The organism is Methylomonas sp. Uni0011, assembly GCF_056850255.1.
In genome coordinates, this window is the sequence record NZ_JBVVNO010000005.1 from 1 (window position 1) to 20,758 (window position 20,758).

The window sequence follows — 20,758 nt, forward strand, 5'->3', positions numbered from 1 at the left end:
ACATAGCAATTAGGTTTACCGTTTCATTGCGCCCAATCCACCATATTATCGAAGACCAAGGTATATGACTGGTAACGAATCAATCTCTGTCATAGAATCACATTAGGTGACAGACCGCAAAGGGTCGAAACCAGCCAATCAACCTCGCAACCGAATAGCGCGGAACAACTCACAAACCCCGGCTATTTCAAACCATACACCTTCAATTGGCTGCAAACCGGCAACTGGTTATCCGGCGCGGTGCAATCCGAGGTGCCGATTCGGTAAATCATCACATACACCCGACCGTTGGCGACCACCGGCGGGATCATTCGCGACATTTTGCCCAGGCCGCCGTTATTGTCGTCGCCGGTGCGGAACAGGCGTTTCAGCTTGTTGCCCGGCAACACCGTGGTCGCGTCGTAGGCGACCAATTGGCCTTCGGCGAACGCCTTATTTGCATCGCCGAATTTGGAATAAACCGCCCAGACAATGGCAGAACCGAAGTCGATAGCGTGCGGAAACGCCGATGCGGCCGAGGGTTTGCCGGAGATCATCAGCAAACCGCCGGGCATGCCGCCGGGAGAGGCGACGCCGACCGAGGCCAGATCGTCGGCTTCGGCGCGGAAGCTGGGCAATTTGCCGTCCAGCGTCGAGAAATCGTAAGCCTTCAACCGCGAATTTTCGCCCCAGACGTAGACGATACCGCCGCTCTGGTCGCGTTGCGCCAGCGCCAAGGCATGGATATGGTGCATCTTGTTGTTTTCCGGATCGCCGCACGGCACGAACCAGCCGTGATCGCTGTGGCCGGCCGCCGGGCACGGCAGACTGCGGTTCAGGTGCTGCGCCCTGTCCCAGTTCTCGTCGATGCCGCCGCCGTAGTAAGTCGCCACCAGCGGCGGTTTGGACAGCAACTGGTTAAAGCGATCGTTTTTCCCCAGATTGAATTTATCCAGCGAATAAATGATGCCGTCCTTGGTGCCTTGCAGCAGCAAACTCGAACCCGGCACCAGCATCGGCCCGGCTGCGCCGAAATCCCAATCCGCACCGGCGGAACCGGCACCGGCCCGGCCGCAGGACACTTCCGAGTCGTTGTCCTGCCACAGGCAATCCTTATGTGCAACCCGCTCGTCAAGAAAGGCTTTGTAATAATCCACTTGCTCCAACAGCGGCCGGGCGCCGCCAAGGCCGGGCTTGAAGCGCAGTTTGATCATGCTTTCCGCCAGATCGACGCCGCCGTTATTGGACGTACCGTTGGAGGTGGCGACGTAGATCATGTCGTCTTCGGTGACCGGTGCGCCGCCGGCGTGCCAGATGCCGGCGCCCCACGAATTGAACGCGGTCGCGCAGAAGATCGCCGCTTCTTTGGAGAACCCCGGCTGCCCCAGCAGCGCGCGGGTATCGTAGGCGACGACAAAACCGTGCGGATTTTTGCGCCCACCCAGCAGCTTTTCCTCGTTGGCGGCAAATGCCATGACCAAGCCGTTATTCGCGGTCAATGCCAGACCGGCGCGCAACTTGGGATAGACATATTGCTTGGTCTGGTTATTCTCCCGGTAAAGCGCACCGGCGTCGTTGAACCAACAGCCGTTGCCTTCCTGCGACCGACCGAAAATCCTCACCGGCGGCGCTTTTTGGCTGCCGTCCGCGGGATTCAAGGCATAGACCCAATAGTCGCGGAGCTTGTTGTCGTTGTTTTTCTTTTGCCAGGAGGCGACGAATAAAGTATTGCTGGCCGGATCGACGATAGGTGTGGCCGATATGCCCCAGGTCGGCGTGTGCTTCCACATATCCATGTCCTGCGAACTGATTTCCGGCCCCAATTTGACGTTATAAAGGGTGGCATTGGTGCGGGCGTTGATGCCGACAACTTCGTTTTTCATCGTCGTGACGACGACCAAATCGTCGCCGTTGGCCGCGTTTTCCAGCACCAATGGCTGGGTTTCGACTTTGGCGTTGAAATCGTAGGTACGCAACAAACCGAAGCGGTCGGGGTTGACGTTATCCTTGTCAAGCAGCACTTCCTGATTGTTGGCGGCGGTGCGGAAATTGTTGCCGGCCCGTTGGGTAATACTGACCGCCACCGCCTGATTGACAAACACACCGCTTAACACGGCCCCGGCAAGACTGAGCGCAATTCGTTTCATGGCGTACTCCGGCTGTGGCAAAAGTCAACTGAGCCTAGAATTTATCGCTCGCCGCTGTCAAGCATTTAATAATCAAGGTTTTTTCTAGTCTGCCCGCCCGCCAACACTACGCCGTTTCAAGATCGTGCAATTGCGCCCGCATCACGCTAACCCGGCTGCCGCGGTATATTTCCTCGGCAACAGGCTGCCACCCCAGTGTTTCGTAAAAAGCAACACGATCCGGGGTAAACAAATACAACTGCTCGTAACCGGCCGCACCGGCTTGGGCCATGACATGCCGCACCAAGCGCCCGCCGATTCCCTGCCGACGAAACTGCGGCGCGACAAACACGCTGGCCAACCAAGGCGTCCACTGCGGTCGGGTTTCCATATCGCAGGCCACAATGGCCGCCGACCCGGCCAGACAACCTTGTCGCTCGTAGACAAAGGTCGATGGAATCAGGCCTGCCTGCAAATAAGCCTGCATCCTGGCGATGCGCATCGGCAAGGTTTCGCCCGGATTCAAATACGCCCATTCCGCTTGGTGCCAGGCGGCCAAAGTTGGCAGGTGATGAGGTGCGGCGGTCAAATCGACGATCGACATACGGTTTTGCTTATGTTGTTGAACTGGCCGGAATTATACGGAAACCCGGTGCCATGGAATCCGCGCTTTTTGCCAGCCCCCAATCTGGTCCGGTTTGACAAGCTCGCCCGCCGCGGCATGTTAATCCACTAACGGCCGGTAATATTCAAGCGTTGCAGCGCTGTCGGCATTCGGCGTAACATCGGCGGCAACGCCATCCCCGCGAGGCATACTCTGATGCTGCAAAAACGATTAATCGCGCTGTTGCTGCTCTTGATTTTGTTGCCGACCTTCGCGACCGGCTGGATGGCCTACCGCTTTGCGATCGACGATATTCTTGGCAACCGTCTCGACGCAGTCAGCCGCGTGGCTGAGAGCCGCCTGGAACAATTGGTGATGGTATTGCGCCGGGCCAATAGCCACACCAATGCCGCTTTGGCAGATTTGTTGGCCGAATGTATGGTCCAGGACCGGCTAAACCGGGACTGCGCCATGCGTAGCGTCAACGATTTCCTGCATCGGGAAGGCGCCGCAGGCGCTTGGCTATTCCGCAGCGATCGGACCGACACGTTGGCGATCGGCAATCCGCCGCTGCCGATCGCCGATTTCGCCCACTTTGGCCGTGACCAGCTCGCCGGCCTGATTCCATCCCTGCCCGATCGCTCCGGCTATTTTTATACGATTGCCGGCGATCCTGGCCAACCGTGGCAACTGGCTGTGTTTTACCAGGAAGCGCCGATCCAGGCCATTTTTGGCCCCCACGCGGTCCTCGGCCGCTCCGGGGAAAGCCTATTGGCCGACCGGCAAGGCATTTTCGTAACGCCAGCCCGTTTCCCGCCGGCCCCAAATCAAGCTCAGGCCACCGCCAACAGTCCTTTGGCCGCCTGCCTGGCCGGAGAAAACGGGCAAGGGCAAGACAAAGATTACCGGGGGCGAGCGGTGATCTACAGCTATCGCCACGTCGCCGAGATCGGCGGCGGCTGCATCCTGGCCCAAATCGAGCAAGACGAAGCCTTCTCGGCAATCCAAAGCCTGAAGCACAACATGTTGCTGGTGGTAACGGCCTTTATTGTGCTGACCGGTTTTACCTCGCAGGCGTTGGCCAAACGCATCGTCGCGCCGATCGCGCGCCTGACCTTGACCGCGCGCCGGATTCGCGACGGCGACTTCAGCCTGCGCGCCGAGGTGAGCGGGCACGACGAAATCGCCGAACTGGCCAGTTCCTTCAATCATATGACCGACGCCCTGGCCGACGCCCAGCACAATCTGGAAACGAAGATCGCCGAACGCACCCTGGCGCTACGTACCAGCGAAGAGCGTTACATCCTGGCCGAGCGGGCCGTCAACGATGGTATCTGGGACTGGAATATCCTGACCCACGAATACTATCTGTCGCCGCGCTGGAATAAAATTCTCGGTTATGCCGCAGGCGAATTGCCGAACGAGGAAGCGATCTTCTTCGAATTGATCCATCCCGACGACAAAGCCAGGGCCAGCGACGCCTTTGCCCGGCACTTGGAACGGAACGAACGCTACTCCACCGAACTGCGCTTACGCCATCGCGACGGCAGTTACCGCTGGGTCCTGGACCGGGGCGAGGCCTTGCGCGACGCAAACGGCCGGCCGGTACGCATGGTCGGTTCGATTACCGATATTACCGAGCGTAAGGCCGCCGAAGCGGAGTTGCTGGAATATCGCGAGCATCTGGAAGAATTGGTGGCGATGGCCACTACGGAAGTCAAGGCCATTGTCCAGACCGCCGTCAACGGGGTGATTTCGATCGACAGCAGCGGCATTATCCGCATGTTCAACCCCGCAGCGGAGAAGCTGTTCGGCTGGCGCAGCGATGAAATCGTCGGCAAAAACGTCTCACTCCTGATGCCGGAACCCGACGCCTCGGCCCACGACGGTTATATCCGCCGATTTCTGGCTCAGCGGCAATCGAGAATCCTCGGTACCGAACGCGAAGTCATCGCCCAACGCAAAGACGGCAGCCGCTTCCCGGCCAGTCTGGCGGTCGGCCACGGCATCATTTCCGAGGGCCGGCACATCTTCGTCGGTTTTATTTCCGATATCACATTGCAAAAACAGGCGGAGCTGGAACTGCGCCAAGCCAAGGAAGCGGCCGAGGCCGCCGCCAAAGCCAAAGCCAACTTCCTGGCCAATATGAGCCACGAAATCCGCACGCCGATGAACACGGTGATCGGCTTCGCCGAGGTCGCCCTGCAGGACGCCAACCTGTCGAATGCCACCCGCAATCACATCAAAACCATCCTCAGCTCGGGTCGGCATTTACTGAGCGTGATCAACGACATCCTGGATTTCTCCAAAATCGAGGCCGGCAAAATCGAATTGGAGTCGGTCTGTTTCAACTTGCCGGTCGCAATCCAGGAAGCGCTGCAAATCATGAGTTTGCGCGCCGCGGAAAAGGGTTTGCGCATCGATCTGGCGGTTGAGGCCGGCCTGCCCCACCTCTTCGTCGGCGATCCGAATCGGCTGCGGCAGATCATATTAAACCTGGTCGGCAACTCGGTGAAATTCACCGACACCGGCTATATTGCCGTCAGCATCGGCCGGGCGGAACAGCCGGAACTGCTGCATTTCGCCATCGCCGACACCGGCATCGGCATGAGCCCGGAACAAACCGAACGCATCTTCGAATCGTTCTCCCAAGCCGACGCCACCACCAGCCGCCGTTTCGGCGGTACCGGCCTGGGCACCACCATCAGCAAACAAATTGTGGAAATGATGGGCGGGCGGATTTGGGTGGAAAGCCAACTCGGCGTCGGTTCGGTGTTCCATTTCACGGTGCGGCTGCCGGAAGCGGCAGCCAACGACGTTTGCCTGTACGAATCGGCTGCGCCGCGCAAACGGGCTTATTACTCGCCGCGCCGCTTCAAAATCCTGTTGGCCGAGGATGTGGAAGCCAACGCGAAACTGGCTAGCCTGCGCCTGGAACAGCAAGGCCACCGGGTACGCTGGGTCAAAAACGGCGCCGAAGCCGTCGCGGCCTACCACGAATCCGACTTCGACTTGATTCTGATGGACTTGCAAATGCCGGTCCTGGACGGCATCCAGGCCACCCGTCAAATCCGCGAACTGGAGCAAGGCAGCCTGCGCCGGATTCCGATTTTGGCGCTGACCGCCAGCGTCCTCAGCCATGAACGCCGGGAGTCGCTGGCGGCCGGGATCGACGCGATTGTCGGCAAACCGATCGACATCGACGAACTGCTGGCGCAGATGGAAAATCTGACGCCGCCCGGTTTCGGCATTGCCAATAACGGCGGAGCGCCCGCGCCCACCAACGAAGCCTCTGTCGATTTCGCACCGCTGGCCGACGTTGCCGACTACCGGAAAGGCCTGAGCAATTGGCTGGACCCGTTGATTTACGCCGACGCGCTGCTTAATTTCGCCGCGCAACACGCTGCCGACGCCGACAACATTCAGCTCAGTCTGGCAAACGGCGACATTGAAGCCGCCAAGCGCAGCGCACACGCCCTGAAAGGCGTGGCCGGCAATCTGGCATTGGTCGACATCGCAGCCTTGGCCACCAACATCGATGCCGAACTGAAGAACGGCACACCGGCGCTGGCCGCAGCCCAAATCGACCGTTTGCGCAGTGCACTTGACCAAGCCGCCGCGGCAGTTCGCCGGCTTGAATTGCCGGAAAAACAGCCGGTGGCCAGCGCGGAAGCCTTCGACCCCGTGCACATCGCCGATCTGTTGCAACAGTTGCTACGGAACCTGGACACGTTGAATCCGGAAAAAGTCGAGCCGGTGTTGCAGGAGCTGGCGCCTTACCTGACAGCAACCGAATTGCAAGCCATCCGCTACGAATTGGACAGCTTCGATTTCGACGGCGCCAAGGCAGCGGTCGGACGGTTGCAGGCCAAACTCGCCGGTGCCGCAGAAGGAGAGCAAGCATGAAAGACAGTTACAAACTGCTGCTGGTCGACGACGAACCGAACAATCTGAAGGTGTTGCAGCAAATTCTGAAAGACCGCTACGAGCTGATTTTCGCCATCAACGGTGAAAAAGCGCTGGCCGCAGCGCGCGACCACCGGCCGGACCTGATTCTGCTGGACATCATGATGCCGGACATGGACGGTTATCAGGTCTGCATCCACTTGAAAGCAGACGCCGGCACCGCGAAGATTCCGGTCATTTTCGTCACGGCGATGGGCGAAACCGAAAACGAGGCCTACGGTTTCGACGTCGGTGCGGTGGACTACATTCAAAAGCCGGTTTCCGGCCCGATCGTGCTGCGCCGGGTCCAGACCCACCTGTCGCTGGTCCGGGTTGAGGAACTGGATGACTTGGCCCGCGCCGCGATCGAAATGCTGGGCGCCGCCGGCCATTACAACGACCCTTACACCGGCGACCACATTTGGCGGATGGCGGCCTATTCGGCGGCGCTGGCCCGTGCTGCCGGCTGGAGCCCGGCGCAAGTGGAAATGATCAAGCTGGCCGCCCCGACCCACGACACCGGCAAGATTGGCATTCCGCACGCGATCTTGAAGGCGCAATCCGGTTTGGCCGGCCGCGATTGGGACATCATGAAAACGCATTCGCAAATCGGCTACGACATACTGAGCAAGACCGACAATCCGGTATTCAAAATGGCCGCCGAAATCGCTCATTACCACCACGAACGCTGGGACGGCACCGGATATCCGGCCGGCTTGGCCGGCGCAGCCATCCCCGAATCGGCCCGCATCATCGCAATTGCCGACGTGTTCGATGCCTTGAGCAGCAAACGGCCTTACAAACCAGCCTGGCCGCAGGAAACGGTCCTGGAAACGATGCGTAGCGGCGCAGGCAGCCATTTCGACCCGCATTTGCTGGAACTGTTCATGGCGATCATGCCGGAAATACTGGCATTGAAGGCGCAGTTCGCGCCTTGAGCCGCGCCCGAACGGCAAGCCGAGAAACAGGCTCATGTCGGCGCTGGGTACGCGCCCGACGCGAGCGTTTCAAATCGATTCGCGATACATTTCCAGATAAATCCGCCGCATGCGTTGCAAGTGTGCCGGGTCGGCGGCGCCGGCCCCGTAGCGGGCTGCTTCGAACAAGTGCGTCAGCTCCTGAGCGTGGCGCTGGACCTGCCGACGCTGCAGCCGGTTGATCTGCGCCAGATATTCGCGCGTATTGCTGAAGCGCGATCTGGGCAATTCGCCGAGCGCAAACAAGCGTTCCATCGCCCGGTAGTATTGGCAAGCGCCGGGCTCGCCCCCGGCGTGGCGTCCGCAGCGGCCCAGATACCAATAATCCCAACGGCTAGCCAGCCAGATCGCCCAAGGCGTCTCCCGCAGCAGATTGCGGAAAGCCAGTATCACGGCCAGCAGAATCAATCCCAGCAACGCGAACATCAAATCCAGCCAATGTTCGCGCAGCCATTGCCGCAGCCAGCGCCACCAATCGAAGACGAGCAATACCGCCGGCTCTAGCGTTTCGCTGAATCCGGCCAGTTGCTCGATCGCCGATTTTTGCCATTGCGGCATATGCGGCCGCTGCGCCGCGACGCGCATTTCCTGCGGCCCGGGCCAGTGCATGCCCGGCCATTGCAAACCTTGGCCGCCGCCGGTTCCGTTTTCGGCGGTCCCGCCCTGGCTTTTAGTTGCGGCGGAACCGGTCTGGCCGCCGGACTCCGCCTGTTCCAGCTCGCCGCCCGGCGCGTGCGGAATATCCTGGCCGAAGCGCGATTCCAGATAAGGCCAACTGACTTGCGGCGTCAACAGGTACAAGCCGCCGCCGAGCAACAAGATGCTCAGCGTGGCGGCCAAGCTGGCGGCGCCCTGCCCCTGGCTGCTCGATGTCCGCGCCAGGCCGGTCAGGCGCAGGTCGTCGCTACGCTGGCCAATCTGGCTGGCAACCAAGGTAAACACGGCGGCCATCAGATACGGCAGGATATAAAACAGCATGGTCCAGTCCGCCCGGTAGTGGGAAGCGGCAAACAGCACCAAGGCCAGCGAAGTCAACAACCCCAGATGCAACTGGCGGCGGCTGGCGGTCGCGCAATTGTAAGCCGCTTGCAGCATCGCCAGCAGGTACAGGCCGGCGCGCGGCATGCCCCACAGCGGCAAGAATGCGAACACGAACAACACCAAACCGAAAAACAACACGAATTTTTGGGCAATGCCGCCCCAGCCGCCGGCTTTTCGGGCTTGGCGCCAGCCAACGGCCAGAGTGCCGCCGAAAACCACCGACCAAAACAGCATTTCCCTGCCGAAGCTGCCGTAGCCGATATCCAAAAACGCGTTGCAGGCCAGCGCCAACAGTTGCGCGGCGAACAACCCGGCATACAGCGATCCGGCAAGTTTGGTTTCGTTCACGAATTGAATACCTCGGTCAAATCGTCGCCTTTGCGCACGGTCAGGCTTGGCACGCCCATCTCCAGCAGGCCCAGGGTCAAATCCCTTGGCCGCGGTGCGGCGGCCATGCCGGCGCCGCTCGGAAAAAAACTGTCGCGATCGAAGCTTACCGCCAGCAAATTGGCGCCTCTGGCGCGCAGCAAAGCCAGCGCTTGGAGCGTCGCCGCGTCCCGGTGCGGCGGTTCGCTGAGCAGCAACACCACCGTCTCGCCGCGCTGGCAATGCAAGGCAATATCGGTCAACAGTTCGGCGTAGGGGGTGCGGCCGTCGCTGTCCGCCACGGCCAAGGCGTCCAATATATGCTGAAAGTGCAAGTCGCCTTTACCGGAAGCAAAGCGCACGGTTTGTGCCCCGTAAGCCAGCAAGCGGCTATGGATGTTTTGGCGGCAGGCATATCCGGCGACCGATGCGGCGATGCGTATCGCATACTCCAGGGTGCTGTGGCGGCCGCGGCCGACATTGGCGTCCTTGGCCAAATCCAGTGCAATGTAAAGGCAAGCCGAAGCCAGCGGTTCGAATTCTTTTACCATCAATTCGTTCATGCGCGCGGTGGTCGGCCAGTGCACGTGGCGCGGGTTGTCGCCGCTACGGTATTCGCGCAGGCCGGCGAACTCGGCCGCTCCGGCGCCCTCCGGCAAACAGTAGGCGCCGCGGTGAATCTGACTGGGCGCACCGAGCAAGGCCAAGGCCTGGATCGGAAACAATTTGGGGTAGATCGTGAATTCTGGCGTCGTCTGTTCTCCGGCGATACGCACTTCCGCCAAACCTAACGGAAACGACGAAGCCAGGCCGACCGGCCCCAGCAGGTAAAAGCCGCGTTTTTCGCATTGCAACGTCAACTCGAAACGGCGGCTAGCGCCGCCGGGGATGTACGAAATCCCGCCGAGCAAGCGAGCACCGGCGGCAGGCAGCGATTCGGCGGCGCCGACAAAAGGCAGATGGTCGGCCAATTCCAGCATAAAGCGCGGTAACAGGCCGCGGTTATGCACTTCGAATTCGAATTTAACCGTATCGCCTTCCAAAGCCCGTTGCGGGGCGATCCGACGGATTGCCACCCGCTTCAACAACAGGTAAGGCCAAAGCAAACCGCTGAGCAAACCGCCGCCGATCAAGGCCGCCAATAGCCAAGGCAGACTTTGTTCGCGGGCGATGGCGGCGGCATAAGCCGCCAACGCAAACCCGGCCAGTATCCAAAACCGGCGTTGAACCGACATCGGCCTACACCACCGGCGGCGGCAATTGGCCGAGAATCTCGGCCAGAATTTCGCCGGCGCTGCGGCCCAGCACCGCCGCCTGCGGCCGCACCAGCAATCGGTGCTCCAGTACCGCCGGCGCGATTAGCTTCACCAAATCCGGAGTGACGAAGGCTTGGCTGCGCAAATAGGCCAAACCTTGCGCGGCGCGCGCCAGCGCCAAGGTCGCGCGCGGGCTGGCGCCCAAACGCAAATCGGCGTGTTTGCGGCTGGCGGCGCCGATACCGACGACGTAGGCGGCCACATCCGGGCTAATATAGACATTTTTCACCTCGGCGCGCGCCGCCAGAATTTGGGCTTCGGTGGTAACCGGTTGCAGGGTCTCGATCGGATGGTTGTGCGCTTGCGCCGCCAAAATTTTGATTTCCTGGTCGATATTGGGATAGCCCATATGCAGCCGGATGAAAAAACGGTCCAATTGCGCCTCCGGCAGCGCATGGGTGCCGGCCATGTCAATCGGGTTTTGCGTAGCCATGACCGTGAATAATTTCGGTAATTCGTAACTTTGGCCGTCGACGCTGACGTGGAACTCTTCCATGCATTCCAGCAATGCCGACTGGGCCCGCGGCGTCGCCCGGTTGATTTCGTCGGCCAATAGCAATTGGGTGAATACCGGGCCGGGACGGAATTCGAAATCCGCGCTTTTCTGGTTGTATACCGCGACGCCGGTGATGTCCGACGGCAATAAATCGGGCGTGCATTGCAGGCGCTTCATGTCGACTTGGATCGACCGCGCCAATGCCCGCGCCAACATGGTTTTGCCGGTTCCGGGCACGTCTTCCAGCAGAATGTGGCCTTTGCAAAGGATGGCGACGCAAGCCAGTTCGATGACCGGCCGTTTGCCGACGATGACGCGTTCGACGTTTTCGATCAGGGTGTGAATGTTTTCCATAGCGAGCTATTGAGTTGAATCAGGAATTCGGACCGGCTTGGCCCAAGATCGGCTTATCGGCAAAAATGACCAGCAAGGCCAATAGCCCGACCGCCAAAGCAGAAGTACTCGCCGCGGCCGCCGACAAGCCCAAATACGCCAATGCCGACAGAAAAATGAAATAGATCGACGGCACGATTCCGGATAAACCGACGTAAATCCCGTAACCGGCAAGTAAAACCCAAACCAGCAGATTCAGGCCGACGACCCAGCGCACCGGATAGTAAACCGCCGGATGCAAGCGATCTTTATTTCTGGCCAGGGCCAGAAACACGATCAAATAAGCCAGTAACAATCCGTAACCGTAACCGAAAAACTCCGGATTTGCCGCAGCGGTCGAATTGTTGTTCAACACATAGAGCACGCTGCCGTCCAACACATTGGCGGGAATCAGATACTGCTGCAGATTGCGTTCGTTGCCGCCAATGTCCGCGGCGATATCCGGAAAACAGAACACCGCGTCCTGCGGCACGATTAACGAGCCTTGCGCCATCCGCAGTTGCGGATACACGGCCACCGGCTGGGCGTTCACCGTCAGGGTTTGCCCGGCAAAACCGACTTGGTCGCCCGGCATGCCCTGAATCCGAGTGATTTGCAGTTGTCCGGCAGCGTCGGTATAGCGGACCAAACGCCCCCGGCTCAATTCAATCCGATTCGACATCACCATGAATGCATTCTGACTCAGTTCGCGATAAGCCGGATTGGCGGACGCCATGCGGCTGACAGGATGGTTCAACGGCGCGTGGATTAGCGGAAATCCGAAAACGATGCCGGCCAACAGGCATAACAGATTCGGCCAAATTCTTAGGCTGGTAAGCATGAAACTCCTGGTTGGGGTCAATTGCAAATGGGCCAGCCAAGCGCCGCGACTGGCTGGTCGGCTCTAGCGTTGTTGCTGGGTAGCGTAAACATAGTCCAAGTTTTGGATTGCGTTGCCATGACTCGCTGCGTTACGGCGGGTATGCAATTGCGGCAGTTTGGCTATGGTTATGGCTATAACTTGATAAACTAAGGCCGCCCCCGGTTTCCGCTACCGGCCGGTTTTGGCCGACAGTAGACCGATTCGAATATCAAGGAGAATTTATGCGTTATTGGCTGATGAAATCGGAACCGGAAACCTTCGGTATCGACGATTTATATGCGCGGCCGCAGCAAACCGAACATTGGGACGGCGTCCGCAATTACCAGGCACGCAACATGATGCGCGACGAGATGAAAATCGGCGACCAAATCTTGTTTTACCACTCCAATTGCGACGAGCCCGGCGTCGTCGGCATTGCCGAGGTGGTCAGGGAAAGTTATCCGGATTTCACAGCGTTCGATCCGGACGACAAGCATTTCGATCCGAAAAGCCATCCGGATAAGCCGACCTGGTTCATGGTCGACGTCAAGTTCGTGCGGAAACTGTCGCGCACGATCAGCCTGCGCGAGCTGAAAACCAAATCCGAGCTGGGCGAGCTGGCTTTGTTGCGCCGCGGCAATCGGCTGTCGATCATGCCGGTCAGCGCCGAGCAGTGGGCGTTTATTCTGGCGCTGGAATAGCCGTCCTGCCGGCGGCAAGGTGACGCTCGTGGAAATCAAACTGCCGCTGGATGCCAATCTGCAAGCCGCCCTGAACAAAGTCAGCACCGCCTTTCCGGAGCTGAAACTGAATCAGGTTCTGGAAGCCAAGATCGCCGTCAATCAAGCCCAATTGAATCTGCTGACGGTAAACATGGCCGGCAAGGCCTTGACGCTGCAGACGCCCCTGCCCTTGCCGTTCGCTGCCGGCCAAAGCTTGCAGCTGCAAGTGGTCAAATTATTGCCGACGCCGGAATTCAAATTGATCGCGCCGCCGCTACCGGCCAATGCCAAGCCGACAGCCGGGGGCGAAGCGCCGCTGCTGAAACTGACCACTGCCGCCGCGCCGGCACAAGTGGCGGCAGCCGGCAATCCGTTACCAAACCTGCAACTCGGCCAGGCCGTGCCGGCCCAGGTGGTCAGCGTCGGCAAACAGGGCGTGACGCTGCAATTGGCTATGCCATTGCCTGCATCCGGCCAACCAGCAACCGATAACGTTGCCGGCCATTCGCCAGCTCAGCCGGTCACGCTGGATAGCCGGCAATTGCTCGAAGCCGATCCGGCCAAACCGGTGCTGGTGCCGGGTAGCCGCATCGAATTGCAACTGGTCAAGGCCGGCTCGCCGCCATTGTTCAGCGTCAGTCTGGCGCCGGCGGACTTGGAAGCTGAACTGGTCGCCGCCGCTTTCAAACAAGCCCTGCCGCAGCAAAGTTCGCCCCTGCTCATGCTGAACCGGCTGGACCATGCCGTCGGCGAATTGATCGCCGATAAAACCGTTGGCGAAACCCTGAAACATCTGGCTTTGCAGATTTTGCGGGCGATTCCGGATAAATCGGCGTTGTTCCAAGCCAACGATCTGAAAACAGCCGTCGCTCGCTCCGGCCTGTTCCTGGAAGCGCAATTGGCGCAAGCCGGCCGGCAGCAGGCGCCGCCTACGTTGGCGGACGACTTCAAGCTCAGACTGAGCAAGTTTATTGCGCAATTGGCGCTGGAATTGAAACCGGCTGCGGCGGAACATTCCGCCTCCGCCAGCGAACCGCTGCTGAGAGAGCTGTTGCAGCAAGCCGAGGGCAGTCTGGCGAAATTAACCTTGGACCAGTTGCATTCGTTGCCGAAAGACGATACGCCGCGTCAGGTTTGGGTGTTGGAGCTGCCTTTCCTGCAAAACGGTAAGCCGGACCTGCTGGAACTGGTTGTGGAGCACGATCGAGACGGCAACGGCAACCCGGCCGGACAGAACAACTGGGTAGTGAGCATTACCATTACCCCGCCGGAACTTGCTACAATACATTGCAAGCTCTCCTGTTACGACGGTAGCGTCAACACCCGTTTCTGGAGCGAATCGGCCGATACGGTCGAAAAAATTAACGCGCGTCTCGACTACCTGAGACGGCAATTCGAAGAAAAAGGATTGAAGCCCGGTTTTATGGATGCCCAACAAGGCAAACCTGCCCAAGAACACTCGCCGATAGCGTCGCCGCAAAGCTTGTTAAGCGAAAAAGTCTAGCTGCCTAACCTTGAACAGCCCGCTCACGTTCAGCCTTTACACTCATTTCCGCTTCGGCCGCCGCGCCGCGGCGTGCGCCGTTCATCCATTGGAGATACAGATTCATGTCTAACCAGCAAGTCACCCTTACCCAGTTCATCATCGAACAGCAGCGCGGTCTGCCGGATGCATCGGGAACTTTTACCTTGTTGCTGAACAACATCGTCACCGCCTGCAAACAAATCTCGCATCGGGTCAACTGCGGAGCCTTGATCGGCGTGTTAGGCAGCGCCGAATCGGAAAACGTGCAGGGCGAGGTCCAGAAAAAACTGGACATCATCACCAACGACATCATGGTCAAAGCCCTGGATTGGAGCGGTTCGTTGGGCGGCATGGCCTCCGAAGAAATCAACGATCCGATCAAGATTCCGAAGCAATATCCGAAAGGCAAATACCTGGTGTTGTTCGACCCGCTGGACGGTTCGTCCAATATCGACATCAACATGACCGTCGGCACCATTTTCTCAATTCTGCGTTGCCGCGAAGGCATCGAACCGGAAACCGAAGATTTTCTGCGCCGCGGCACCGAACAGGTCTGCGCCGGTTTCGTGTTGTACGGGCCGTCGACGATGCTGGTGCTGACCACCGGCAACGGCGTCAACGGCTTTACTTTGGACCAGGACGTCGGCGAGTTCATCCTGACCCATTGCAACATGAAAATCCCGGAAGACAGCAGCGAGTTTGCCATCAATATGTCCAACCAGCGCTTTTGGGAGCCGCCGGTAAAACGCTATATCGACGAATGCGTGGCCGGCGAAGACGGACCGCGCGGCAAAAATTTCAATATGCGCTGGGTAGCCTCATTGGTGGCCGAGGTGTACCGGATTCTGAACCGCGGCGGCGTGTTTCTGTATCCGCACGACTTGCGCGACCCGAGCAAACCGGGCAAGCTGCGTCTGATGTACGAAGCCAATCCGATGGCATTCATCATCGAGCAAGCCGGCGGTTTATGCAGCACCGGCCGGGAACGGATTTTGGATTTGAAACCGAATAGCATCCATCAGCGGGTGCCGTTGATTTTGGGCTCGAAGAACGAAGTCGAACGCATCATTGCCTACCATCAACAGGATTGAACATTTAAAACCAGAAACCGACTCCGGATGAGTCGGTAGCCGGTTGTGACCGGCGCGGCTACCTTATTTATCGGAAATTTAGTTTAACGTGACGATTAAAAATCAAGTCAATTGTGCCAACTGCGGCTTGGACAATATTTGTTTACCGCGCGGCTTGTCGCAAAGCGAAATCAACAACATCAGCCAAGTCGTAAAAGCCCGCAAAACCTTGCAACGCGGCGACTTCATTTACCGGGAAGGCGACAACTTTCGCGGCATTCTGGCCATCAAGTCCGGTAGCGCCAAACTGGTGGCCAACGACAGCCACGGCAACGAACATATTTTGAATATTTTGCTGCCGGGCGAATTGCTGGGATTCGACGGCCTATCGGAAGACAAACACAACTGCGCGGCGATTGCGCTGGAAACCATGAGTTTTTGCATATTGCCGGCCGACAACATGGACGACTTGTTCAAAAACGTGCCGAGTCTGACCAGGGAATTGTTTCGCCATACCGGCGAAAAAATGCTGGAAGACAAAAACCAGTTGGTACTAAGCAAGCGCCCGGCCGACGAGCGGCTGGCCTATTTTTTGATCAGCCTGTCCGAGCGCTTGAAGCGGCGCGGATTTTCCTCGTCGGAATTCAAGTTGTCGTTGACCCGCCAGGAAATCGGCAACCATCTCGGCTTGGCGCTGGAAACCGTCAGCCGGCTACTGAAAAAATTCCAGGACGACGAACTGATCGTGGTGCAGAACCGGTTTATCGCGATCAAAAACCCGACCGGCCTGCGCAACATGCTGTTGCCTTTGGAATAAATCAGTTTTTGATGCCGATGCCTTTGTGCAGTAAAAACAGGCTCAGGCCGGCCAGCAGCAGAATAAAGCCGGCCGTCATCGCAAACGCAATCTGAATTTGCACGTCGCTGACGCCGATCATGCCGTAACGAAAGGCGTTGATCATGTACAAAATCGGATTGCCCTGAGCAACCTTCTGCCAGATACCGGGCAGCATTTCGACCGAGTAAAACACGCCGCCCAAATAGCTGAGCGGCGTCAGGATGAAGTTCGGGATGATGGAAATATCGTCAAAACTGTCGGCGAAGACGGCATTGATGAAGCCGGCCAAGGCAAACAAGGTCGCTGTCAACACGAATACCGCTGCCGCGATATCCCAATGCAAAATTGCCGTGTCGGTGAAGGCCATCGAAATACCGGCCACGACCAAGCCCACCAATACGCCGCGGGCGATGCCGCCGCAAACGTAACCGGACAAAATCACATAATTCGGCACCGGCGCCACCAGCAGCTCTTCGATATGGCGCTGAAACTTGGTGGAATAAAACGAAGAAACCACGTTCGAATAGGAATGGCTGATCACCGACATCAAAATAATGCCGGGCACGATGTAATCCATATAGCGGACGCCGTGCACCAAGCCGATCCGGTCGCCGATCAATTTGCCGAAGATCAGAAAATACAAGGCCGTAGTGATGGCCGGCGGCAGCAAGGTTTGCGGCCAGATCCGGGTGAAGCGGCGAATTTCCTTGATTAAGATGGTCGAAAAGGCCACGGAATAGTTCATTGCACCAAGTCCAGGAAAAGTTGTTCGAGACGGTTGGATTTGTTACGCAGACTCAACACTTCAATCTGCCGGGCGGATAGCTCCTGAAACAATCGGTTTAAACCGAGGCTTTTCGGCACGGCCACTTCCAGACTGCGTTCCGAGACCAATTCGATATGGTAACCGGGGATCGCCGGCACGCCGCTCAGACTGCGCCCGACATCCAGCACGAAATGGTCGGTATGCATCCGGCCCAGCAATTGATGCATCGCCGATTTCTCGACGATCTGGCCGTTGTTGATGATCGCAATATTGCGACACAGGCTTTCCGCCTCTTCCAGATAGTGGGTCGTCAGGATGATGGTAGTACCCTGTTTGTTCACCGCCTGCATCATCTCCCACATCGACCGCCGGATCTCGATGTCTACTCCGGCGGTCGGTTCGTCCAGAATCAGCAGCCGCGGCGAATGCACCATCGCCCGCGCGATCATCAAGCGCCGTTTCATGCCGCCCGACAGCCGCCGCGACACGGTATCGCGCTTATCCCACAGTTCAACCTGGCGCAAGCACTGCTCGGTGCGTTGCATCGCCAACTTGCGCGGAATCCCGTAATAACCAGCCTGGTTGAAAACCACGCTGAAACAGGTTTCGAATTGGTTGAAGTTGATTTCCTGCGGCACCGCGCCGATGCAGGTTTTGGCCGCGACCGGGTCGGTGTCCAGATCGTGGTCGAAGATGCTGACCTTGCCGCTGGTTTTATTGACCAAAGAACTGATGATGCCGATCAACGTGGATTTGCCGGCGCCGTTGGGGCCGAGTAACGCGAAAAAGTCACCGCGTTCGACTTCCAGATCCACGCCCTTCAAGGCCTCGAAGCCGTTGCTATACGTTTTTTTTAAGTTTTGAATGGATAAAGCCGTCATGCTCTAAGTTATAATGGCCGCCGATGAAAGCTGGCGCCAGTTGGGAACGGTATCGCCAGTTAAGCTGCGGAATTCTATCAGACTCCGCCTTCCCCCGTAGTCCGAACAGGAACAGACTCGTGCCTCAGCAAATACCGACCAGCGTCGCCGCGGTCGATCTTGGCTCCAACAGTTTCCACATGATCATTTGCAGTTTGCACGACGGAAAGCTGCAAACCCTCGACCGATTGAAAGAAATGGTGCGCCTGGCAGCGGGACTGGACTCGCAGAAGTACCTGGATCAGGCTACGCAAGAACGGGCACTGGCTTGCCTGGAACGCTTCGGCCAACGCATTCGTAATTTCCCGCCGAACAGCGTGGCCATCGTCGGTACCAACACCTTGCGCATCGCCAAGAACTCGCAACAGTTCATCAAAAAAGCCGAACGGGCCTTAGGCCATCCGATTCATATCATTTCCGGCATCGAAGAAGCCCGTTTGATCTACCAGGGTGTGGCCCACAGTCTGGCCAGCAACGCCAATAACCGCTTTGTGATGGATATCGGCGGTAGCAGCACCGAATACATCATCGGTCGCAACGATGTTGCCCATACCAAGGAAAGCCTGAACATGGGTTGCGTCACGGTTAGCCAGCTTTTTTTTAAGAACGGCGATATCAACAAGCGAGCGTTCCGCAAAGCCACGCTGTTTGCCGAACAGCATTTGGAACCCTTCCAAAACACCTTCCATTCCCAAAACTGGGATGAAGCGATCGGCGCCTCCGGCAGTTTGAAGGCGATCAGCAACGTGCTGCAAACCTCGGGCTGGAGCAACAACGGCATTACGCTGGCCGGCATGGAGCAACTGGTTGCGCAATTGTTGAAGCTGGATAAAGTGGAGCAGATCAATTTCCCGGCATTGAGCCTGGAGCGCCGCCCGGTCTTTATCGGCGCGGTCGCAATCGTCTATGCGACGTTCAAGACCTTGCATATCGAACAGATGACGGTGTCAGACGGCGCGCTGCGCGAGGGCTTGGTTTACGACCTGTTGGGCCGCATCTATAACGACGATATTCGTTCGCAGACCAGTAAACTGATTGCCGCCCGCTACCACACCGATCAACGCCATAGCGAGCAACTGCAAGATACCCTGCGTTACATTGTGCGGCAATTAGAATCACACCCCTGCTTTCAAGACAATCCGGCCAGCCTGCAATTTTTGGAATGGGCGGCGGAGTTGCACGAAATTGGTTTCGAAATCGCCCATAGCCAATACCACAAACACAGCGCCTACATTCTGGAAAACGGCGATCTGGCCGGATTCTCCAAGCAAGATCAATTGCTACTGTCGAAGTTGGTACGCAGCCACCGCAAAAAGCTGCGTCTCGAGCGCTTCGCCGACTTGCCTCATCCCTGGCGGCAAAATGCTCCGGTTATGGCCATCGTGTTTCGCTTGGCGACGGTACTCCACCGAAACCGCCACAGCCAACGTGCCGACTTCAAAATCGATATCGACGGCAACACCATCAAACTCGCGTTTCCGGAAGGCTGGCTGGAACAGGCACCGCTGACCTACGCCGACTTGAAAAAAGAAATGCATTACCTGGAAGACGCTAATTTCGAGTTGATCATCGATCAATGCTGAAGGCTTTGTTATTCGCGCTGTTCTCGACCGCGGCGCTATTGGCAGTAATGTTGCTATTCGCGATCGACGACTCGCCGTTGCCCAGCTTGAATCAGGGACTGACCCGCGACGACATCCAACGCGCCAAACAATTGCTGCAAGTACGTCCCGAAGAGCGGAGTCAACTGAAAACCGTCAATTTGGATCAAAAGGATTTGAATATTGCCGCCAGCTATTTGCTGGACCATTTCGTCGAAAATACCACCCAAGTCCATTTCGGCCAGGATCGAATAGACTGCCAAATCGCAGTATTCGTGCCGGAAACCTTGTTCGGGCACTACCTTGATTTCAGTTTCAGCGTGCGGCAACTAAACGATAGTATTCGGTTAAAGTCGTTCAAAGTCGGCGAAATTTCGATTCCGGATCCGGCGGCAAACCTATTGATTCCAGCCTTGGTCATCCATACGCCGCTAAACGACTACTGGCAAGTTCTGACCCAGTATGTCAAAAATGTGCAAATCGGCCCACAAACACTGGAGATCAGTTATTTGGGCTCAATAGCGGACGCCGCCAAACAGTTGGTGATTCGAAAACACGCCGAGTATCCCAACCTGCACCTGTATCAACAACAAATCAACGATATCGTCAATCGACACGATCCGGACTGGCGCCTGTCCTTGATCGAATTACTGCAACCTTTATTCGCAACCGCTTACCAAAACACCCCCGAAGCCGATGCCATCCAGGAAAACCGCGCCATCATCATCGCTGTGGCCAGTTACATCTACAAGCGCGACTTACGCCGATTTTTGCCCTTGGGTTTGGTATACAGCAAGGAATACCCGGTCTTCGCCTACAAGCGCGTCGATATTCCGCAGCATTTCATCGCTTCGGCCTTGTTGGCGGCAGTGGATGCGTCGTTATTGGGCGAAAGAATGGGCGTGGACAAGGAATTGGGCGACGCCCGGCAAGGCAGCGGCTTCAGTTTCATCGACTTGTCCGCCGATATGGCCGGGAGCCGTTTCGGCCGGATGGCTATCGCCTCCCAGACCAAAGCCAGGCTACTGCAAAAATTAATGGCGGAGACCAAAGACTATTCGGCCATTATCCCCGAGGTACAAGACCTGCCGGAGCATATGGACGAAATGGATTTTAAGCAACGGTTTGAACGCGTAGGCAGCAAACGTTACCAGGAAGTTATTTCGGAAATCGACAAAAGACTGGATGATTTGCCGCTCTACCAATAAAAGCAAATTGCGAAAATGGACACC

16 protein-coding genes are annotated in these 20,758 nt (G+C 57.7%); 8 read left to right on the top strand and 8 right to left on the bottom strand.

Going from position 1 to position 20,758, the window contains the following annotated elements; genetic code table 11:
• Positions 1–182: 182 nt before the first annotated feature.
• Complete coding sequence (locus AC0IM9_RS08650; RefSeq protein ID WP_482803727.1) at positions 183–2,126, bottom strand: hypothetical protein; 1,944 nt, start codon at positions 2,124–2,126, stop codon at positions 183–185.
• Positions 2,127–2,232: 106 nt separating this feature from the next.
• Complete coding sequence (locus AC0IM9_RS08655; protein WP_278211783.1) at positions 2,233–2,709, bottom strand: GNAT family N-acetyltransferase; 477 nt, start codon at positions 2,707–2,709, stop codon at positions 2,233–2,235.
• 216 nt (positions 2,710–2,925) lie between these two features.
• Between AC0IM9_RS08655 and AC0IM9_RS08660 the strand changes: the two genes are divergently transcribed.
• Together AC0IM9_RS08660 and AC0IM9_RS08665 are read left to right on the top strand one after the other, a co-directional pair.
• Positions 2,926–6,615, top strand: coding sequence for a PAS domain S-box protein (locus AC0IM9_RS08660; RefSeq protein ID WP_482803728.1), 3,690 nt, complete (start codon positions 2,926–2,928; stop codon positions 6,613–6,615).
• On the top strand, positions 6,612–7,592 hold the full coding sequence (locus AC0IM9_RS08665; protein ID WP_482803729.1) for a response regulator: 981 nt from the start codon (positions 6,612–6,614) through the stop codon (positions 7,590–7,592). Before AC0IM9_RS08660 ends, AC0IM9_RS08665 begins: the two co-directional genes overlap by 4 nt.
• Positions 7,593–7,661: 69 nt before the next feature.
• On the opposite strand, the gene AC0IM9_RS08670 is transcribed toward AC0IM9_RS08665, so the two are convergent.
• From AC0IM9_RS08670 to AC0IM9_RS08685, 4 genes are read right to left on the bottom strand one after another with little or no spacing between them, the layout of a single operon-like run.
• Complete coding sequence (locus tag AC0IM9_RS08670) at positions 7,662–9,020, bottom strand: DUF4129 domain-containing protein (protein WP_482803730.1); 1,359 nt, start codon at positions 9,018–9,020, stop codon at positions 7,662–7,664.
• Positions 9,017–10,273, bottom strand: a complete 1,257-nt coding sequence (locus AC0IM9_RS08675; protein WP_482803731.1) for a DUF58 domain-containing protein — start codon at positions 10,271–10,273, stop codon at positions 9,017–9,019. Before AC0IM9_RS08675 ends, AC0IM9_RS08670 begins: the two co-directional genes overlap by 4 nt.
• 4 nt (positions 10,274–10,277) lie before the next feature.
• Positions 10,278–11,204: an AAA family ATPase gene (locus tag AC0IM9_RS08680; protein ID WP_482803732.1), complete on the bottom strand. Its 927-nt coding sequence runs from the start codon at positions 11,202–11,204 to the stop codon at positions 10,278–10,280.
• A gap of 19 nt (positions 11,205–11,223) precedes the next feature.
• Positions 11,224–12,063, bottom strand: a complete 840-nt coding sequence (locus tag AC0IM9_RS08685; protein ID WP_482803733.1) for a S26 family signal peptidase — start codon at positions 12,061–12,063, stop codon at positions 11,224–11,226.
• Between the two features lie 263 nt (positions 12,064–12,326).
• Here AC0IM9_RS08685 and AC0IM9_RS08690 point away from each other — a divergent pair, with 263 nt between their 5' ends.
• The 4 genes from AC0IM9_RS08690 to AC0IM9_RS08705 all read left to right on the top strand — a co-directional run bounded on the left by AC0IM9_RS08690 (position 12,327) and on the right by AC0IM9_RS08705 (position 16,218).
• Positions 12,327–12,785 carry an EVE domain-containing protein gene (locus AC0IM9_RS08690; RefSeq protein ID WP_278211776.1) on the top strand — a complete coding sequence of 153 codons (459 nt, stop codon included), beginning with the start codon at positions 12,327–12,329 and terminating at the stop codon, positions 12,783–12,785.
• 28 nt (positions 12,786–12,813) lie between these two features.
• Complete coding sequence (fliK, locus tag AC0IM9_RS08695) at positions 12,814–14,310, top strand: flagellar hook-length control protein FliK (protein ID WP_482803734.1); 1,497 nt, start codon at positions 12,814–12,816, stop codon at positions 14,308–14,310.
• Between the two features lie 104 nt (positions 14,311–14,414).
• The gene (locus AC0IM9_RS08700; RefSeq protein ID WP_445370695.1) at positions 14,415–15,422 is read left to right on the top strand and encodes a class 1 fructose-bisphosphatase; all 1,008 of its coding nucleotides are present in this window, start codon (positions 14,415–14,417) and stop codon (positions 15,420–15,422) included.
• Positions 15,423–15,510: 88 nt separating this feature from the next.
• Positions 15,511–16,218, top strand: coding sequence for a helix-turn-helix domain-containing protein (locus tag AC0IM9_RS08705; RefSeq protein WP_140912921.1), 708 nt, complete (start codon positions 15,511–15,513; stop codon positions 16,216–16,218).
• Between the two features lies 1 nt (position 16,219).
• Here AC0IM9_RS08705 and AC0IM9_RS08710 read toward each other — a convergent pair whose 3' ends face one another.
• Entirely contained in the window at positions 16,220–16,984 is a 765-nt protein-coding gene (locus AC0IM9_RS08710) for an ABC transporter permease (RefSeq protein ID WP_140912920.1), read from the bottom strand.
• Positions 16,981–17,886 carry an ABC transporter ATP-binding protein gene (locus AC0IM9_RS08715; RefSeq protein WP_482803735.1) on the bottom strand — a complete coding sequence of 302 codons (906 nt, stop codon included), beginning with the start codon at positions 17,884–17,886 and terminating at the stop codon, positions 16,981–16,983. The genes AC0IM9_RS08710 and AC0IM9_RS08715 overlap by 4 nt, the downstream gene beginning before the upstream one ends.
• 119 nt (positions 17,887–18,005) lie before the next feature.
• Here AC0IM9_RS08715 and ppx point away from each other — a divergent pair, with 119 nt between their 5' ends.
• Both ppx and AC0IM9_RS08725 read left to right on the top strand, forming a co-directional pair.
• Positions 18,006–19,508 (top strand): exopolyphosphatase, encoded by a 1,503-nt coding sequence (gene ppx, locus AC0IM9_RS08720; RefSeq protein ID WP_482803736.1) that lies wholly within the window; start codon positions 18,006–18,008, stop codon positions 19,506–19,508.
• Positions 19,502–20,734 carry a hypothetical protein gene (locus AC0IM9_RS08725; RefSeq protein ID WP_482803737.1) on the top strand — a complete coding sequence of 411 codons (1,233 nt, stop codon included), beginning with the start codon at positions 19,502–19,504 and terminating at the stop codon, positions 20,732–20,734. The genes ppx and AC0IM9_RS08725 overlap by 7 nt, the downstream gene beginning before the upstream one ends.
• Positions 20,735–20,758 lie beyond the last annotated feature (24 nt).

Excerpts from the sequence above, each read along its gene's own strand:
- AC0IM9_RS08650 (WP_482803727.1), bottom strand. The coding sequence starts at position 2,126 with ATGAAACGAATTGCGCTCAGTCTTGCCGGGGCCGTGTTAAGCGGTGTG.
- AC0IM9_RS08655 (WP_278211783.1), bottom strand. The coding sequence starts at position 2,709 with ATGTCGATCGTCGATTTGACCGCCGCACCTCATCACCTGCCAACTTTG.
- AC0IM9_RS08660 (WP_482803728.1), top strand. The coding sequence starts at position 2,926 with ATGCTGCAAAAACGATTAATCGCGCTGTTGCTGCTCTTGATTTTGTTG.
- AC0IM9_RS08665 (WP_482803729.1), top strand. The coding sequence starts at position 6,612 with ATGAAAGACAGTTACAAACTGCTGCTGGTCGACGACGAACCGAACAAT.
- AC0IM9_RS08675 (WP_482803731.1), bottom strand. The coding sequence starts at position 10,273 with ATGTCGGTTCAACGCCGGTTTTGGATACTGGCCGGGTTTGCGTTGGCG.
- AC0IM9_RS08680 (WP_482803732.1), bottom strand. The coding sequence starts at position 11,204 with ATGGAAAACATTCACACCCTGATCGAAAACGTCGAACGCGTCATCGTC.
- AC0IM9_RS08685 (WP_482803733.1), bottom strand. The coding sequence starts at position 12,063 with ATGCTTACCAGCCTAAGAATTTGGCCGAATCTGTTATGCCTGTTGGCC.
- AC0IM9_RS08690 (WP_278211776.1), top strand. The coding sequence starts at position 12,327 with ATGCGTTATTGGCTGATGAAATCGGAACCGGAAACCTTCGGTATCGAC.
- AC0IM9_RS08700 (WP_445370695.1), top strand. The coding sequence starts at position 14,415 with ATGTCTAACCAGCAAGTCACCCTTACCCAGTTCATCATCGAACAGCAG.
- AC0IM9_RS08710 (WP_140912920.1), bottom strand. The coding sequence starts at position 16,984 with ATGAACTATTCCGTGGCCTTTTCGACCATCTTAATCAAGGAAATTCGC.
- AC0IM9_RS08715 (WP_482803735.1), bottom strand. The coding sequence starts at position 17,886 with ATGACGGCTTTATCCATTCAAAACTTAAAAAAAACGTATAGCAACGGC.
- AC0IM9_RS08725 (WP_482803737.1), top strand. The coding sequence starts at position 19,502 with ATGCTGAAGGCTTTGTTATTCGCGCTGTTCTCGACCGCGGCGCTATTG.